The sequence below is a fragment of the Deltaproteobacteria bacterium genome, from assembly GCA_022340465.1.
Lineage (GTDB): Bacteria > Desulfobacterota > Desulfobacteria > Desulfobacterales > B30-G6 > JAJDNW01.
This window is the reverse complement of sequence record JAJDNW010000152.1, coordinates 1-16,533: the sequence shown is the minus strand read 5'-3', so window position 1 is coordinate 16,533 and position 16,533 is coordinate 1. Positions and strand designations below refer to the sequence as shown.

Genomic DNA, 16,533 nt, shown 5'->3' with positions numbered 1-16,533 from the left:
CAACCGCGACTGGCAGTGACAGTATAAGCGGATTTCCCCCCCCTTCGATAATATTTCCAGTTCAAGAGGTGCAGTGCAGGCAGGGGATGGCGGTCGAGATCCGCCGGGAAAACCGGTTCGGCGATGTGGCAGGTGCCGTCTGTGTTCCTGTAGCACACGCCGGGGATGCCTGCGGGATCACTGCCCTTGTGCAGCGCCTGTGCCAGCATGGGCAGGACCGTTTCCCCCTCCCCCCGTACCAGGTAGTCCACGGCCGGGGACGCCAGCACTTCTTCCGGCAGTGCGGTGGGGTGGTGGCCGCCCAGCACGACCTTGCACCCGGGAAGATATTCCTTCACCCGCAGCGCGGTTTGGATGGCCATGTCGGCGTAGGGCGTGAACAGCGAGGCGATGCCTACCAGGAAGGCGTTGGACGCCCGGGCGACGGCGCCGATGTGCTCGAAGCTGTAACCGTAATGCCTGTACGCGTGAAAAAGGGAAAAAGGCGACCGGTCCATGCGGCCGTAATGCGGCGAGAGATAGGCCATTTCAGGGGGCGGATCGATAATCTTGGATTTGGGTGTGGCCAGGGCATCGAAAAGCGCCACCGAGAATCCCTTTTCCTCGAGGCAGGCGGCAATGCCGGCCAATCCATAGGGGATGGTGCGCTTTTTGGTTAAATAGTAGTCCCTTATGGGGGGCTGTATGAGGAGAATGTCAACCACTGTCAATCGGCCGCCCTAGAAAAAGTAAAGAATCCTGGCCCAGGTGACCAGGCTTTATCGTGTTTGTCAGAATAACGTTCCGTGTGCCCTCCACCTTCCAATCCCATGTTGAAACGGAACCTATATAATATAGTAACTGCTCTAAATACTGGAACAAAGCAACCGTTATCACGAAAGCAGGCGACCTGGAAAGCGGGAAAAGCCGGTCTTTTGCGACCTCGTATTTTTATAATTTTCGTGATAGTGTGAAACCCGGACCGCCGGTTGCTGCATCGCGCCATGCAAGGTTGCCTGAAGATGAACTGAAACAGCGCGCGAATTCCCCGCAGCCTGCTGTTGAAAAGCTTCCATTTAAACATTAATAAAATGGCTTAAACACAATGATATCATTAAAAGATATACGTAAAGCCGCCGACTTGATAGCCCCCATTATCTTGCAGACACCGCTGGTGCACTCGCCGACCCTGAGCCGGGAATTCGGGTGTGAGGTGCACCTGAAACTCGAAAATTTCCAGAAAACCGGGTCGTTCAAGATCAGAGGGGCGGCCAACATGATTTTGTCCGGCCTGGAAGCCATCGGCCGGCAGGGGGTCGTTGCCGCTTCCGCCGGAAATCACGCCCAGGGGGTGGCCCTGGCCGCCAGGCACGCCGGTGTGCCATCAACGATTGTCATGCCCGAGTGGGCTTCCATATCCAAACAGGAGGCCACCCGCGGATATGGCGGCGACGTCCGGCTATGCGGCTCCAGCGTCGAGGACAGCATTGCCGAGGCAATGCGGCTGGCCGATTCAGGCAGGGTGTTCATCCACCCGTTTGACGACCATGGCATCATTGCCGGGCAGGGGACCGTGGCCCTGGAGATCATGGACGACCTCCCGGACGTGGACGCCATCGTCGTTCCCGTCGGTGGCGGCGGTCTGATATCCGGCGTGGCCCTGGCCGCCAAGTCCATCAGACCGGCGGTGAAAATCATCGGCGTACAGGCCGAGGTCTGCCCGTCGGCCGCCGAAGCCCTGAAGGCGTCCGGGCCGGTACCGGTGGCCGGGGAGACCTCCATTGCCGACGGCATCAACGTCAAACAGATGGGCCGGATTCCCTATGAAATCGTGCGGCAATACATCGATGACCTCGTTCTGGTATCGGAAGAACAGATTGCCGCCGCCATCCTCATGTTCCTGGAACGCAAGAAGACCCTGGCGGAGGGAGCGGGTGCGGCCCCCCTGGCGGCTCTCATCGGGGGTGCGCTCGGTGTTTTAAAAAACCGGAAGATCGTGCTCCTGGTGAGCGGCGGCAACGTGGACAGCCCGCTTCTGGGGAGAATCATCAACCAGGGATTGCTGAGGCACGGCCGAATCATCCGTCTGAGGCTGAGCCTTTCGGACAGGCCCGGTTCCCTGGCCGGGATGCTCGACCGGGTTGCGCAGCTGAAGGCCAACGTGCTGCACATCTACCATGACCGCAACGTCAGAAACAATCCCATCGACGTCACCCGGGTGGAGCTGGAGCTGGAGACAAGGGGCGGTGACCATGCCCGCGAGGTGCAGGCCGATCTCGAAGCGGCCGGCTACCGTCTGGAGCGTATCGATTAACGGCAAACGCCGGTAACAGAGGAAACAAAATTCCAGGCACCAAATCCGAAATCCCAAACAGATACCAAATTCAATCATTCACAGGCTAAAACGGTATATCGAACGGTTATCAATAAAATTTGAAACCCGCTGGGATTATCTGCTCTGGTCGCTTTCAGGCAAGGAAAGGGTAATGGTGCATCCCGGGCCGTCGTTGTTGCGGGCGGTCACGGTTCCGTGCATGAGACGTGCGAATTTTTTTACCAGGGCCAGGCCGATGCCGGTGCCGCCTGTCCTCCGGGTGAGGGCGCCCTCGACCCGGTAGAAGTCCCGGAACACTTTTTTCAGCGCGTGGCGTGGAATACCTGGGCCTGTATCGGCCACGGCCACTTCTGTCAAGCTGCCTTCCTGGCGTGTTTTGACGGTGATCGACTTCACCGGCTCGCTTGCGCCGAACTTGAGGCTGTTTTCGATCAGATTGGTCAGAATCAGCATCATGATTTCGGCATCGTAGAAAAAGGGCCGCAGGCGCGTCCTGTCGATGGTCAGCGTGAAGCCTGCCTGGCGCACCTTCTTCCCCATCACGGTTTCCAACTCGGTGAAGACCTCGTCCAGATTACCCTCCACAAGGTTGATCCGTCGCTGTCTGTTTTCCAGCTTGGAGAGTTCCAGGACATTGTTGATGAGGCGCGCAAGGCGGACGCTTTCCGCGTTCAGCACGCCGAAATATTCCTGTTCGCGTTCCGGGCTCCCGGCGATGCCCTGTTCAAGCAGTTCGATGTACATTCTGATATTCGTCAGGGGGGTTTTCAGTTCGTGGGTAACCGAGGAGACGAAGCGGGAACGCCGCTCTGCGAGGTCGATGACCGTTCGCGCGCTGTGGTAGATGGCCAGGAAACCCAGAACGAACACGGCCACAAAAACGCTCATCATGAGGTTGAGGGTGCGCCTGTTCGCCGTGTGAGGAATCAGGCGGAAGTCCAGGCCGGCCGACAGGAAATCGAAGGGAAAGGGAAACGTGCGCCGGAGGCTGAAAGCCGTTTCCCGGACGTTGTCTCCGAAGCGGGCGATGCCCACCGTGCCGTCCCGGCCGGCGACGTCGATGCTCAGGCGGGAATAGCCGGCGATGGGTTGTCCGTTGAAATGGGTGGCCGCCAAATGGGCCGCCAGGGCCTTCAACTCGATGACGAATCCCTGGCGGTAGATCTTGTCGCCGATCACCACCCGCCGGAACATGAACACGCGGTCGTCGGAGATGATCACGGATTGCAGGGGGGCGATTTCAATTTGGAAGGTTCTGCCGGCGATCCCGTCCGCCTCGGGAGCCGGGGCCTGGGAGTCGGCCATGACCGCTTCCCCCGGTGCGCCCGCCTCCTCCCCGCCTTGCCGTTTTTTTTCCCCTTCGATTTCCCCGGCAGCCTGCAGGTTGTCGCTTTGCAGGCGGGAAGGGCTTTTCTGCGACAACCGCATCGCCTGGCCCGCGGTGATCTCCTCGACCCGGCTGCTTTGCTGCTGTGGGGCCGAGGCAAAGGCTTTTTTGCGGGAGCGGTCCAGATAGGGTTCTTCAAGACCCGGTGTTTTTTTAAAAGCCTTTTTATCGGCGGTTTTCTCCCGGGGGCGTTTTGCCGTTTCGTTCGATGCCGCGCGCCGGGCATTGAAGGCGGCATTCACCGATTGCAGCGCATCGACCAGGTGTTGCAGCCCCGGCGCAACCGGTCGGCCCTCCGGCACCAGCGGGGTGTGGAACGAGCCGTCGGGATTGTTCTGGAGATAGCCGAGAATGTAGGTTTCTTCAGGTTTTTGAGCAAGCGGTGAGGGCAGGGCGGTTGACGATGTCCCGCCGTTTTCTTCCGCAAGGTAGACCGCATTGTATGCATCCACGTGGCGGTTTTCTTCTTTTGTAACGATTCCCGCGAGTTCGTTCTCGATCTCATCGAAGATGGTCTCGGCAAAGAATCGCAACCGGGCGGTTTCCTCGGCTTTCAGACCGCCGTAGGTCTGGACGATGAAGTAGCCCACGGGTATGCTGAGGGCGAGGAAAATAAACCATATCAGCAGTTTGAGGCGTTTCATGCTTCCAATTCCAGGCGATAGCCCTCCCCGCGAACGGTTTCTATCAGTTGGGGGCCGCTGGTGAGGCGGGTAATTTTCTTGCGCAGCTTCAGCATGTGAATATCCACGGTGCGGGTTTCGATGGTTGCGTCACGGTAGTGCCACACGCGGGAAAGGAGCTCTTTTTTGGAAACGATCCTGGTGCGGTTGCGGTAAAGGTAGGCGACAATGTCCATTTCCCTGCGGGTGAGGTCCACACGGGCGTTGTCCGTGGCAGCCTGCAGGTTTCTGCCGTCGAACACGATCCCGCCGATGGTGAGGGTGTCGTCGCCCACGAGCCTGCCCGTGCGGCGCAGGATGGCCTCGATGCGCACCATCAGCTCCCTCAGGGAAAAGGGTTTGCTGAGGTAGTCGTCGGCGCCGGCCTTGAAACCGCTGACCACATCGTCTTCGGCCCCTTTGGCCGTGAGCATCATAATGGCCTGGTCCGGCCGTTTTTTTCGGACCTGCCGGCAGATGGCGAACCCGTCGACACCCGGGAGCATGACGTCGAGCAGCAGGAGGTCGAACCGGTTGTCGAGTGCGCGGGCAAGCCCCTCGCTGCCGTCGGCAACACCCTCCGCGGAAAAACCGTTGAAAACCAGCACGTCCATGAGGCCGTTCAGAATTGCGGGGTCGTCTTCCACTATCAGAATGCTCGCCTTGCTCTTTCGCCTATGCATGACCCCTTTTTTACCACGAAAACATGAATAGTAAAGCAAAACTTATGTAAAAAAAACAAGGAGATCATTTACGGTTCTTTGAATTGTACTTTACCGGGCGTGCGCTACAATAGGTGCCGGAATCGAGGGGGCCCCCCGACAACATACCCCAACGTTGTAAAAGCCCGGGGGCTTCAGAGTCAAGGCGTCTGAGGGTGACGTCGTAGTTGTTTATGCAACCTTGGGGTAAACCCAATACAAAGGGAGGTAGCGTATGAAAACGACACGGTTTTGCATGATGACAATGGTAATGGTTCTGACGGCAATGACCGGCATTATGCCGGTGTCTGCCCACGCAGCAGGAAGGGACACGACCGGTGCGCAAGCGCTGCAGGTCGTCGATTTTTCCGGGAACCTGGTTCAGGAAAAAATTTACCGCTACGGCGACGGCATTTTCGAGCTCAATCTTGAACTGCGTGCCGCCGCAACAGGACCCCGGGAACCGTTGACCGAACACCGGGTGGACATCGTCCTGGTCCTGGACAGGAGCGGTTCCATGCAGGGCCGGAAACTGAGCGACGCCGTGCGGGCCGCGAACAATCTTATCGGCCTGCTGTCTCAGGAGGACCGATTGAGCCTCGTGAGCTATGCCGACGACGTTCGCAGGCACGCACCGTTGATGTTCTTGACAACGCAAAACCGATCCGTGCTGCGCCAGATGGTTCACGACATCTATGCCGGGGGCGCCACCAATCTGGGAGGAGGACTCCGGACCGGGTTGGACACGATTCTGTCCGAGCCTGCCGGGACCCGGATTCGCAAGGTCATTCTCATATCGGACGGCCTGGCCAACCGCGGGATCGTCGACCCCCTGGCGCTCGGGCGCATGGCGTCCATCGCCCTCGAGGAAAATTTTTCGGTGGCTACCGTGGGCGTGGGGGACAGTTTCAACGAGCAGTTGATGGCCCACATCGCCGATCAGGGGGCGGGAACCTACCACTACCTGGAAAACCCGGATGCCTTTGCCGCCGTTTTCGAGCACGAGTTCATGAGCGCCAGGCATGTGGCCGCCACCGGGCTGGAAATCCACATCCCCAAGGTGCCGGGGGTGCGGTTGCTGAGTGCGGGCGGATTCAGCTTCAAAGAATATCCCGGGCACTATGCCGTGTATCCGGGCGACCTTTTGTCCGGGCGCTCCCGGAAGGTGTTTCTGCGGTTTCAGGCATCGCCGGTCCTCGAAAATGCGTACAAACTGGAAGGTATCTGGATAAGCTACGTGAGCAAAGGCACCTTTTTCAGGGAGCCCTTGAAAAAGGCCCTGACCGTTACCTGTACCGGGGACCGCGCCGCGGCGCTCTCTTCGATCCACAGGCAGACCTGGGAAGACAAGGTGATCCAGGAGGACTACAACCGGCTGAGGGAGGCCGTGGCCGCCGACGTCAAGGCCGGCGCCGAAAAAGAGGCCCTGTCGAAGATAGAAACCTATTACAAGGAAAAGAAACGTCTCAATCAAAGCGTGCAGTCGGAACGGGTGGAACAGAATCTTGAAGAGGAAGTGGACGGATTGAAGTCCATGGTTCGTGAAACCTTCCTGGGAGCGCCTGCGGCGGTTCGTCAAAAGCAGAAAACGAACGCCAAGTCGTTGCAGTACGAAGGGTACAAAGAGCGAAGAAGCAAGGAGTGAGGATGGGAGGCTGGAACGCTAGGAGGCTGGGACGCTGGGAAGCCGGCCTCCTATCCTCCCAGCGTCCTGTCCGCCTAACAGCTTTAATCAAGTATTGAAATTCTGGTCCTTTGTGTCAGGTCAGAGATATGTGGCTGTGCCGAAAATAGGGGGTATAAAATTCCAAGCACCAAATCCGAAATCCTAAACAATATCAAATGACCGAAATTCAAAAGATCCAAACGGTAGATGTAAGTCGTCGGTGGTCGGGCTTCTGTTTTTGTCATTGGGTCATTGGTTATTTGAATTTGTTTGGAATTTAGATATTGGGATTTAGGATTTGCCTATTTCCTTGGTATCCAAACAACACCCTTCCAGGGTGAAACCAGTGCCGAGTCCTACGGGCACGGGTATCTACTGCGGCGCTTCCAGTTCGAACAGGGTCCGGTCGTCCTGGTCGACGAGCTTTACCCGGCTGTAGCCTGCCTTGGTGATTTTCAGCAGAACGAAAGGGCTGGTCACGACCTGGGCATTGAGGCGGTCCGGCGGGGGTTCGGCCCATTCGAGAGTGATGACGGCCGTACCGTTTGTCAGGCCGCTGCGTTCGGTAAGGCAGCGCACAGCGTATCCGGCGGTGGGCTTGCGTCCCATGCGCACCAGCAGAACGCGATAGGCTGCTAGGTCGACGTCGGGGGCTTGATCCGATTCGGATGCCGACAGTTGCAGGGAGCCGGCATCGGCGAAAACCCGCTCGAGGGCATCGCGGGAGCGGACCCACTCGGCAGAGGGGCCGTTGCCGCTACCTGCCGACTGTGATCCTCTCAGCAGTGTATGGACCGCAAAATCCGGCGGCGGGGTGTCTGCCTTGCGGCCCATTCCGTAGGTGAAAAGCGTGGCAAGCAGCAGCAGGAGGACCGCCCCCGCCCAGGCTGTAGGCCGTCCGCCCTTTTTTTTCAGTATGGTGCAAGCTGGCATCGTTTCCTTTTCCGTCATTCGGACCGTCATTTCTCAACCGCCCCCGCGCCGTCGATTCTGATGGGTTGAAACGCTCCCGTTTTGTTCGCCAGGAGTGAGGACGACAGGTTGAAGTTGAACGACGTGGCGAAATCGTAGCCTGTGAGATCCCTGTACAGGCGGATGACCGCCGGCTGATCCAGGGAGGGGTAGGCGCCGGACGACTCGCCGGCGTCGCCGATGTAATAGTCGTTGTCCGCGTCGGTGCCCGCAAAAATGATGTATTTCCCCATGGGCGCCTTCAGATGATAGTGGTAGGCCCCGTTGGTGGGCGCCGGCACGTCGTACTGGGCAAGGGGTTGAAAGGTGTCGGGGTCCAGGAGCACGACGTAGTGATAGCCGGCATTGCCGGCAGCGGTGGCGTCGCCCACCTGCATGCGCACCGGCACCGGGACCGTGTTTACGCTCGACGTAAACGTAATCGTTGCCGCATAGGGGCCATCGTCCAGACCTGTCCGATCCACGCTGATCGTGAAGGTGCCGCTCTGGCCGGCTTCATCGAAAGAACCCTCGATGGAAATCCAATCAACATCCGTTGTTGCGTTAACATCGGTCAGCGTTTCACTGGAATAATTGCTGGCATCAAGAAGCAGGATGGTGTCCGTCGACCCGAAGTTGAGCGAGAGGGGATCGACAAACAACAGGGTCGGAAGCTCCCCCGCGTAAACAGTGAGTACCGCCTGCAGCGCGTCGATGAGGCCGTGCCCGAACTGGTTGTCGCGGCCTGGCGGGCCCAAATCCTCGGTGATCGTCCCGCCGGCGATCAGGTTGTCCAGGATGGCCGGGGTCAGACCGGAATAGACCGATTTCATCAGGGCGGCCACGCCGGCCACGTGGGGGGTCGCCATGGAGGTGCCCTGCTTGAAATTGTAGATCATTTTGATCGTACCTGATGTGTCGTCGGCGCCGGTGCTCAGAACGCCGTCGGGATAGCCGTCGCCGTCGCTGTCGTCGGATGCGTCGCCGCCCGGGGCCGCGACGTCGATGGTGCCGCCGAAATTGGAATAGGGGGCCAGGGTCTTGTCCGGTCCCACGGCGCTCACGGAGACGACGTGGTTGTAGGCGGCCGGGTACATGGGGGTGCTGCTGGCGCTGTTGCCGGCGGCGGCGATGATGATGACGCCTTGCGCCCTGGCGTCATCGATGGCCTGTTGGTCCAGGTCGGACCGGGAGGATCCCCCCAGGCTCATGTTGATGATGTCCGCCCGCCGGGAGGGGGGAAGGGTGATGCCCGATGCGTTGTCGAGACCGGCGGCGTATCGGATGGCCTGGCGGATGTCGCCGGCCAGACCGCCACCGTTGCCCAGCGCCCGGAGCGGCATGATCCTGCAGTTCCAGGTGACGCCGGCCACACCGGTGCCGTTGTTGGTGGCGGCGCCGATGGTCCCGGCCACGTGGGTGCCGTGAAAGGAGCTGCCCCCCTCCATGGCGTCGCCGGGGTCCTGCGGGTTGGGGTCGATGCCGTCGCCGTCCAGAGAGATGGTCGTGTCGGAGATGAAGTCATAGCCGTCCACCAGTTTGGCGTTGCTAATATCCGGATGATTGGCGAGGATGCCCGTGTCGATGACCGCCACGATGACCTCGGATGAGCCCTTGGTGAGTTCCCAGGCCTGGGGCAGGCGGATGAGCGGGTAGTGCCACTGCAGGGGGTAGTAATCGTCGTCGGGCGCTTCCAGGGCGTGGCGCAGGTAGTTGGGCTCGGCCGTCAGTACGTCGTCACGTTTTTTCAGGGCGTCGATCGTTCGCAGGGTGTCCAACTTGAGCTGCTTGCGGGGGTCCTGCGCCTGGAACAGCACCGGGTTGTCTTCCGCCGGCTCGATGGCGAGCGCCGCAAAGACGCGCCGCCTGTTTTCCGAAGTGACGGCGAGCACCATTTCGCCTCCGGGAGAACCGGATTTGCGGTCAAGGCCCCACAAGGCGTCCCCCTCCGCCTGCAGGCTCCGGCGGATGCGTTCCCGGGCCTCCTCGCGAAAGACGACCACCACGTCGCCCGGCAAAAAATCCTCCTGCAGGCGCGCATCCATGGCCGTGGCCGCGTCGATGGTCTGCCCGGTGGTCAGGGTGTAGTTGGAGGCCCCGGCGTGCGCCCGGACCTCGACGTAGTAGGTGCCTGCGCTGGTCGCCTGCACCTTTTCGCTGGCGCCGGTACCGGTGGAACTCGCGACTGCCTCCGGGGCGTCGCGGTCTACATTCTCGTCGTATAGATAGAGGTCGAGGTCGGCGGCGTTGGTATCGGCTATGTACAGGTTGACGCTTTGATTCGCGGTCAGCGCCACTTTGAAAACGTCGCTCGTGTCGCCGGTTTCGAAAGAGTTCCCGGGTTGGCCTGCGTAGGCCACATTGGCATAGCCGCCGACGATCACCGGATTCTTGCTCAAAATTTGCGCGCTGTTCCCGTCAAAATAGTCGTTGGAAACCGGCGTGACGTTGATTTCGTTGGTGTCGGAGTCGACGGCGGTGTTGGAGGGGGCGTAAATGGTGCCGCTGACGGTGTAGCTGTTGCCGCCGCCCCCGCTATCGCAGCCTATCCAGCCAGCGGTCAGGGCGACGAGCAAACCCAGGCAGATGCGAAAGGTGTTGATAGGTTTCATTGGTAATCCCTCATACAAGGATTTGTCCGGACGAATTAAAGGGTGAGCGGTATGAGGCCGTTTAGGGAGACAGCCCCATTCGAAACCTATTATAATGTTCCAGGCAGTGCATGTCAAAGGGGCTGTTGGATAATGAAAAAGACACAAGCCTCTTACGCCGCCCAGACGACCTCTCCAGCGACCACCGTCATCACAAACGGTATTTGCGGCACTGTTTCAAGCGGGACATCGCGCGGGTCCTCGGCCAAGACGGTGAAATCGGCGTGTTTCCCCACCTCGATGGTGCCGTTGACGTTTTCGTCGAAGGACAGGTAGGCCGATCCGGTGGTGTACATCCTGAGGGCATCGTCCATGGTCAGCGCTTCCCCGGGGCCGATGACGTTTCCCGACGGGGTGGAGCGGGCCACCGCGCCCCAAAGCCCTTTGCGGGGGTCTATCTCCGAAACCGGGCAGTCCGAACTGCCACCCAGGGGGATGCCTGCTGCCAGCATGCTTTTGAAAGGGTACAGCCGGTCGGCCGTCTCCGCTCCGAAGGCCTCCACAAAGCCGTCCCCCAGTTCGCTGAAAAACACCGGCTGGACCGCCACCGGGATGTGCATGGCCGCAGTGCGTTGCAACAGGTCGGGGTACATGCACCCGCCGTGTTCGATGCGGTGGCGCAGCGGGTTGCCGGAGGTTTTGCCAAGCACGGCTTCGTAGGCGTCCAGGGTGTCGCGGATGCCTTCGTCGCCCTGGGCATGGATGGCAATCTGATAGCCAAGCCGGTGATACCCGCGAACCTTTTCGATCAATTCCTCGCGGCTCTGGATCTTGAGCCCTTTTCCATGGGGGGGCGTCAGGTAGGGTGTTCCAACGGCCGCCGTTCGGTTGGACATGCCGCCGTCGGCGAAAATCTTGATGGGCCCGATGCGCAGCCTGCGGTCGCCGAATCCTGTTTTGATCCGGGCGTTGACCAGGTCATCCGACTCGGTTGACAGGTTCATGGTGTAGATCCGGATGGGCAGCTGTCCGGCATCCCTGGCTGCCTGGTACATGGCCAGGGACTGGGGCCCCACCATGGCATCGGCGGCGAAAACCAGGCCGCAGGAGGCGAAGTGCAGGGCCCCCCGTTGGCAGAAGGACGCAAGTTCATGCGTTTTCATGGCAGACATGTCATTGGAGAACAACCGGTTGAAAACGACATTCATGGCCTCGTCGTGGAGCACGCCCGTCGGTTCGCCGTCGGCGTCTTTTTCGATAATGCCGCCTCGGGGTGTCGCGCTCTTCCTGTCTATGTCGAATTTTTCCAGCGCCCGGCTGTTGAGCACGCAGGCGTGAAAAGAGGTGTGAAACAGGACCACCGGGTTCGCCGGGCTGACCGGGTCCAGGTCGTGGCGCGTGGGGTGGCGGTTTTCGGCCAGAAAGTATTCCGCGTAGCGCGCACCCTTTATCCATGCGCCGTCGGGCTTTTTGTCCGCGTCGGCCTTGACCCGCTCGAGCACGTCATCCATTTTACCGGCATTCTTTGCTGACAGGTCGATGCCGTCGAGCAGGTAGGCGAATATGGCCAGGTGGTTGTGGGCTTCCATGAACCCCGGGTACATGACCGCGCCCTTGACGTCGATCGTCTCGGTTCGCGGACCGGTGTGGGGTTTGAGGTCCCGGTTGGTTCCCAGAGCCGCTATTTTGCCCTGGCTGACGCCCACGGCCTCATATACGGCATTGCGGTTGTCCAGTGTGCAGATGCGGCCGTTGTAAAATATGGTGTCCAGCATGCGTGTCCTCTCGTTTTCCCTATGTATTGGCATCTGCCATGTGGCGTACCATCGCGTCCGCGATCCGGTCCCAGTAGGCATTCAGGTTTGGAAGGGAATGTCCCATGCCCTCGATGACCATCAATTCCGCGCCCGGTATGGCATTTGCCGTGGCTCTTCCGGCTTCGAGCGGTACGAGGGGATCCGCATCGCCATGAATGACCAGTGCGGGGACATTCAACTCTTTGAGAGCTGCTTCCCTGTCTTTCTGGGTCATGATGGCGAGCAATTGACGCCCCGATCCCTCCGGGCAGAAAGAACGATCATAGGCGCGGGCCGCTATTGAACGGTGAAAGGCTTCATCGAATTCAAGCCCGGTGCCATAGGTCAGTTTGAAAAAACTAACCATGTAATCGATATTTGCTTCCCGTTCCAGCGGTTCCGGCTGCATCAAGGCTTCGGCCATCTCCGGTGTCGGGGCGTATTTGTCGCTCGTGCCGGGTGAACTGTATATCGACGTCAATGACAATGCCCGGTCGGGGTTGTTGAGTGCGACGGTCTGGGCGATCATGCCACCCATCGACATACCGCAGATGTGGGCTTTTTCGATGTGCAGCGCGTCCAGCAAACCGACAGCGTCATCTGCCATATCTTCCAGTGTATAGGGCACCGGGACATCCTGCCCCATGAACAGTGCGAGGGTTTTTTCCATGATTTCGTCGGCCGTCAGTCCCTCGATCTTGGTCGACAACCCCTTGTCCCTGTTGTCGTATCTGATAACATGGTACCCGCTGTCGGCAATCTGCCGGCAGAATTCGTCTTGCCAATGGATTAGCTGGCACCCGAGACCGATGATCAGGAGCAATGCCGGCGATGACGGGTCGCCGAAGGTTTCGTATTCAATCCGGATGCCGTTTGCGTTCACTGAAGCCATGTGACTCCTCCCCACGGTGAGTGTTTCAAGCATAGATAGATTTGAAAAAATATTGTACTGTAGCATTTAACGCCAGTGCTTACAATAAACCTCGAGATTGCAAAAGCAACATGTTAAAATCAACAAAGGAAAAAGAAAACAGCCCCGGAGGTTAGACATGAAAGTGCTCCTCGTGTCGGCGAACACTGAAACGATGAACATGCCTGTTTTACCGTTGGGCATGTCATGCGTCGCCAGGGCGGCGGAAGATGCCGGTCATGACGTTCATCAGATCAATTTAATGACGCAACCGGACGCCCTGAACGGTCTGAGAAAAACCATTGAGGACCACGGGCCGGATGTCATCGGAATATCGGTCAGAAACATCGACGATCAGGCCTCTGAAGGAGTCAAATTTCTCCTCGAACCGGTCAAGGCGATCGTCGATACATGCCGGTCATATTCAGACGCAAAAATTGTTCTCGGCGGTGCGGGCTATAGCATATTCCCACAGGATGCATTGACATATCTTGATGGGGACATGGGTATTCAGGGTGAGGGAGAGCGATCGTTTGTCCTGTTGCTGGATGCCCTGCAGAATGGCGGCGACATATCCAAGATTCCCGGTTTGTTTAACCGAAAGGGTGACGTCCAAAATGCAAATAAACCGGTTATGAATATAGACAGCCTCAAACTTCCCGAACCCGATAAACAGATCTGGTCGCTCGATCGTGTCACCGATCAACCCTTATGGCTTCCCATTCAGACGCGCAGGGGATGCCCATTGGACTGCAGTTATTGTTCGACGTCAACAATCGAGGGCAGTGTTATCCGCAAACGAAGCATAGATACCATCATAGCGGCCATGCGATCCTATACGTCCGCAGGGTTCGATCATTATTTTTTTGTGGACAACACCTTCAATCTGCCGTCGGGCTATGCCGAAGATTTGTGTAGCCGTATGATCGAATCGGATTTGAGGCTCAAATGGCGGGGAATTGTACATCCCTGGAAGATCGATGAAAAACTGGTTGAAAAAATGGCGGCTTCCGGCTGCGCTGAAGTCAGCCTTGGCTTCGAGAGTGGGTCGGATGTGATTCTTGAAAATATGCACAAACGGTTTAAAACCGAAGACGTGCGAACCATATCCAACATGTTTAAATCTGCCGGAATAGGGGTTATGGGGTTTTTGCTTTTAGGAAGCCCCGGTGAGACGCGGCAAACCGTTAGCGAGAGTCTTGCGTTTGTCGACTCACTCGAGCTGAGTGCTGTCAAGGTGACGGTTGGGGTGCGCATTTATCCATACACGGCGTTGGCCACCCATGCAAGGGCGGTTGGAATGATCGACGAGGATGATAATCTGCTTATGCCAACGTTTTACATCGAGGATGGGATGAAGGAATGGCTCCGCATTACGGCCAGGGATTTTGTCAAAGACCGCCCGAACTGGTTTTATTAGGAGCTAAACGCTCAACTTAGGTAGGACCCCCATCTCAAGAATGAGGTCTATCTCGCAACAGCCGGGATCATTTGTCCTTATTTTAGCTACAGATTTTATGCATATTATTTCAACGTTGCCCCAGCCTGCCATTTAGAATAGTCTTGCATTATCGTTTTCTGCGACCTGCAGCTGAGTCTTACCTGCCGTTAGCCAGGCGGCAGAGTCAATCTGATCCGGAGCCTTCTGGAAAATCTCATCCAACTTAGGTCTTAACCTCATAATCGCAACGCTGAGGTTACGCCTTACCCGTTCGACATTTCTGCACCAAAATACGGTGTCGACATGAAACTCTACCTGATGAATAGGTGTTTGAAGCATCTTGTACCGAGCCCTCGTTGGTGATCGGTAGGCCATCTGAGGGCTGCAGGCATTCTATACCCCAACCCACAATTTGAAATCGAAGGAGGTTTGATATGCCGTATTTGAAAATTACATCTCGATTCCCGAGTGACACCGGCCCCGCCGCTGCAGAAAAACATCTGGAAGTTTTGTCTAAATTCCCTCACGATGAATCCATTAGCATTGAAACCGTTCCAGCCGCAGTAAGAATGACTCATAAGGGGGTAAAATCCTTCTCCATATCTGAAGTAAAAGACGGAAAACTAGATGCAGCTTATAGCCGCGCCGTAAAAATGATGGCAATGTTTATCGGCATAAAAGGGTTTGAGTACACCATAGAGATATATTCGAAAATCGACGAGGCAATGGCAACTATGGGGATGGAAATGCCCTAATATGACTATCGAATAGGGTTGATAAAATCTTTATTGGATGGAGGTGGAAATGCTGACAAAGGAAACCATTGAATTACTAAAGCAGCAATTTCCAAGCTTTGATTGGAAGAACGGGTCAGCGTAGAAGATATCGGTGGGGAGCAATTGCCTTACAAAGATGAGTTCGATATGATCAGCATGGTGGTCACGCTTCACGAAATCCTAACGGAGGATCGACAAAAAGTCGTTGAGAAGGCTTTTCAATCCCTGAAAAGAGGTGGCTATCTTCTGGCTCTTGATTTTTCTTATCCGGACAGTATAAAGGATTTTAGTCCATCGTAGAAACCCTGGCCCTCAGGGCCAGGTCAGAGTATAGAGGCTTTGCCATCTATACGACTCAATGTTACTCGATGATCAAGTTGTCCCCACAACATACGATCAAGGAGTAACATATGAGCCGATTTCGAAAATTAACACAAACAATCTGGCATTGCCAATATCATATTGTATGGGTCCCGAAATACCGATATCGGGTATTGGGCGACCAGATTGGAAATGAAGTATCGAACTGTATAAGAGCATTTTCCGAGCAAAAAGAGTGTGAAATAGTCGAATTAAACGTTCAAATTGACCATGTTCACCTTCTTGTGATGGTTCCGCCGAAAATATCGATATCCGATTATGTGGGCATGATAAAAGGCAGAACAGCAATTCGAGTGTTCAATCGGTTCAAAAGGTTAAAGACCAAGCCTTACTGGGGCAACAGCTTTTGGGCAAGAGGGTACTGTGTTGATACAGTAGGCTTAGATTCGGATATGATCCGAAAATATGTAAGATATCAGGAACAGAAAGAAAAGCTCCACGAGCAGAAAAAAATGTTTGATAAATAAAAGCAGGGGGACAACAACCTTGCCCCCTCAGGGGGCAAGGTTATGAAACTGTAATAGGAACCGTTCATTTGAATAACAACAAACAAGAGGAAATACTGAAAAAAGCCGGATTTACAGATATTCAAAGAATGCGGGTGGGCAAGGGGATTTTCGATTTCATCACGGCAATGAAAAAGTAAATGTTATGGCGGATGAAAGAAAACAAACCATACGTCAGGCGATCATCGAGGAACTCCAAAGCAACGCCCTGACCGTGAGAGAAATTTCCCAACGAATTGGTGTATTGGAAAAAGACGTATATCATCATCTGACCTTCATAGAAAAAACTGTAAAAAACCAAAATAAACGAATAGATATAGACCCATACCACTGTATGAACTGCGGTTTTCAGTTTATAAACCGTAAGACCTTCAAGCGGCCGGGAACGTGTCCAGGATGTAGAAATGGAAGGATAGCGCCTGCCGTTTTTCGGATCGTATCGCAGGCATGA

At 56.6% G+C, this 16,533-nt stretch carries 14 protein-coding genes; 6 read left to right on the top strand and 8 right to left on the bottom strand.

What is annotated here, in order from left to right; translation table 11 throughout:
* Window positions 1–704, bottom strand: a 704-nt coding sequence (locus tag LJE94_18980) for a cobalamin-dependent protein (GenBank protein MCG6912181.1), incomplete at its 3' end; no start/stop codon positions are given.
* Between the two features lie 380 nt (window positions 705–1,084).
* Between LJE94_18980 and ilvA the strand changes: the two genes are divergently transcribed.
* Window positions 1,085–2,293, top strand: a complete 1,209-nt coding sequence (gene ilvA, locus LJE94_18975; protein MCG6912180.1) for a threonine ammonia-lyase — start codon at window positions 1,085–1,087, stop codon at window positions 2,291–2,293.
* A gap of 135 nt (window positions 2,294–2,428) precedes the next feature.
* Here ilvA and LJE94_18970 read toward each other — a convergent pair whose 3' ends face one another.
* Both LJE94_18970 and LJE94_18965 read right to left on the bottom strand, forming a co-directional pair.
* Window positions 2,429–4,345: a HAMP domain-containing histidine kinase gene (locus LJE94_18970; protein MCG6912179.1), complete on the bottom strand. Its 1,917-nt coding sequence runs from the start codon at window positions 4,343–4,345 to the stop codon at window positions 2,429–2,431.
* Window positions 4,342–5,046, bottom strand: a complete 705-nt coding sequence (locus LJE94_18965; protein ID MCG6912178.1) for a response regulator transcription factor — start codon at window positions 5,044–5,046, stop codon at window positions 4,342–4,344. Before LJE94_18965 ends, LJE94_18970 begins: the two co-directional genes overlap by 4 nt.
* 253 nt (window positions 5,047–5,299) lie before the next feature.
* On the opposite strand from LJE94_18965, the gene LJE94_18960 reads away from it, so the two are divergent.
* Window positions 5,300–6,709, top strand: a complete 1,410-nt coding sequence (locus LJE94_18960) for a VWA domain-containing protein (GenBank protein MCG6912177.1) — start codon at window positions 5,300–5,302, stop codon at window positions 6,707–6,709.
* 393 nt (window positions 6,710–7,102) lie between these two features.
* On the opposite strand, the gene LJE94_18955 is transcribed toward LJE94_18960, so the two are convergent.
* The 4 genes from LJE94_18955 to LJE94_18940 all read right to left on the bottom strand — a co-directional run bounded on the left by LJE94_18955 (window position 7,103) and on the right by LJE94_18940 (window position 12,960).
* Window positions 7,103–7,681, bottom strand: coding sequence for a protease complex subunit PrcB family protein (locus LJE94_18955; GenBank protein MCG6912176.1), 579 nt, complete (start codon window positions 7,679–7,681; stop codon window positions 7,103–7,105).
* 8 nt (window positions 7,682–7,689) lie between these two features.
* Window positions 7,690–10,293 carry a S8 family serine peptidase gene (locus LJE94_18950; protein ID MCG6912175.1) on the bottom strand — a complete coding sequence of 868 codons (2,604 nt, stop codon included), beginning with the start codon at window positions 10,291–10,293 and terminating at the stop codon, window positions 7,690–7,692.
* Window positions 10,294–10,445: 152 nt separating this feature from the next.
* A complete protein-coding gene (locus LJE94_18945; protein ID MCG6912174.1) occupies window positions 10,446–12,047 on the bottom strand; it encodes an amidohydrolase in 1,602 nt (533 codons plus the stop codon).
* A 19-nt stretch (window positions 12,048–12,066) separates the two neighbouring features.
* Window positions 12,067–12,960, bottom strand: coding sequence for an alpha/beta fold hydrolase (locus LJE94_18940; GenBank protein MCG6912173.1), 894 nt, complete (start codon window positions 12,958–12,960; stop codon window positions 12,067–12,069).
* 157 nt (window positions 12,961–13,117) lie between these two features.
* On the opposite strand from LJE94_18940, the gene LJE94_18935 reads away from it, so the two are divergent.
* The 4 genes from LJE94_18935 (at window position 13,118) to tnpA (ending at window position 16,043) form a co-directional block, all read left to right on the top strand.
* The gene (locus LJE94_18935) at window positions 13,118–14,398 is read left to right on the top strand and encodes a radical SAM protein (protein MCG6912172.1); all 1,281 of its coding nucleotides are present in this window, start codon (window positions 13,118–13,120) and stop codon (window positions 14,396–14,398) included.
* 455 nt (window positions 14,399–14,853) lie between these two features.
* Entirely contained in the window at window positions 14,854–15,174 is a 321-nt protein-coding gene (locus LJE94_18930; protein MCG6912171.1) for a hypothetical protein, read from the top strand.
* 102 nt (window positions 15,175–15,276) lie between these two features.
* A complete protein-coding gene (locus LJE94_18925; protein MCG6912170.1) occupies window positions 15,277–15,495 on the top strand; it encodes a methyltransferase domain-containing protein in 219 nt (72 codons plus the stop codon).
* Window positions 15,496–15,605: 110 nt separating this feature from the next.
* Window positions 15,606–16,043, top strand: a complete 438-nt coding sequence (gene tnpA / locus LJE94_18920; GenBank protein MCG6912169.1) for an IS200/IS605 family transposase — start codon at window positions 15,606–15,608, stop codon at window positions 16,041–16,043.
* Between the two features lie 121 nt (window positions 16,044–16,164).
* Here tnpA and LJE94_18915 read toward each other — a convergent pair.
* Window positions 16,165–16,533: hypothetical protein (locus tag LJE94_18915; protein ID MCG6912168.1), on the bottom strand; the 369-nt coding region annotated here is incomplete at its 5' end.

Excerpts from the sequence above, each read along its gene's own strand:
- LJE94_18935 (MCG6912172.1), top strand. The coding sequence starts at position 13,118 with ATGAAAGTGCTCCTCGTGTCGGCGAACACTGAAACGATGAACATGCCT.
- LJE94_18940 (MCG6912173.1), bottom strand. The coding sequence starts at position 12,960 with ATGGCTTCAGTGAACGCAAACGGCATCCGGATTGAATACGAAACCTTC.
- LJE94_18960 (MCG6912177.1), top strand. The coding sequence starts at position 5,300 with ATGAAAACGACACGGTTTTGCATGATGACAATGGTAATGGTTCTGACG.
- LJE94_18945 (MCG6912174.1), bottom strand. The coding sequence starts at position 12,047 with ATGCTGGACACCATATTTTACAACGGCCGCATCTGCACACTGGACAAC.
- LJE94_18955 (MCG6912176.1), bottom strand. The coding sequence starts at position 7,681 with ATGACGGAAAAGGAAACGATGCCAGCTTGCACCATACTGAAAAAAAAG.
- LJE94_18930 (MCG6912171.1), top strand. The coding sequence starts at position 14,854 with ATGCCGTATTTGAAAATTACATCTCGATTCCCGAGTGACACCGGCCCC.
- LJE94_18970 (MCG6912179.1), bottom strand. The coding sequence starts at position 4,345 with ATGAAACGCCTCAAACTGCTGATATGGTTTATTTTCCTCGCCCTCAGC.
- ilvA (MCG6912180.1), top strand. The coding sequence starts at position 1,085 with ATGATATCATTAAAAGATATACGTAAAGCCGCCGACTTGATAGCCCCC.
- tnpA (MCG6912169.1), top strand. The coding sequence starts at position 15,606 with ATGAGCCGATTTCGAAAATTAACACAAACAATCTGGCATTGCCAATAT.
- LJE94_18950 (MCG6912175.1), bottom strand. The coding sequence starts at position 10,293 with ATGAAACCTATCAACACCTTTCGCATCTGCCTGGGTTTGCTCGTCGCC.
- LJE94_18965 (MCG6912178.1), bottom strand. The coding sequence starts at position 5,046 with ATGCATAGGCGAAAGAGCAAGGCGAGCATTCTGATAGTGGAAGACGAC.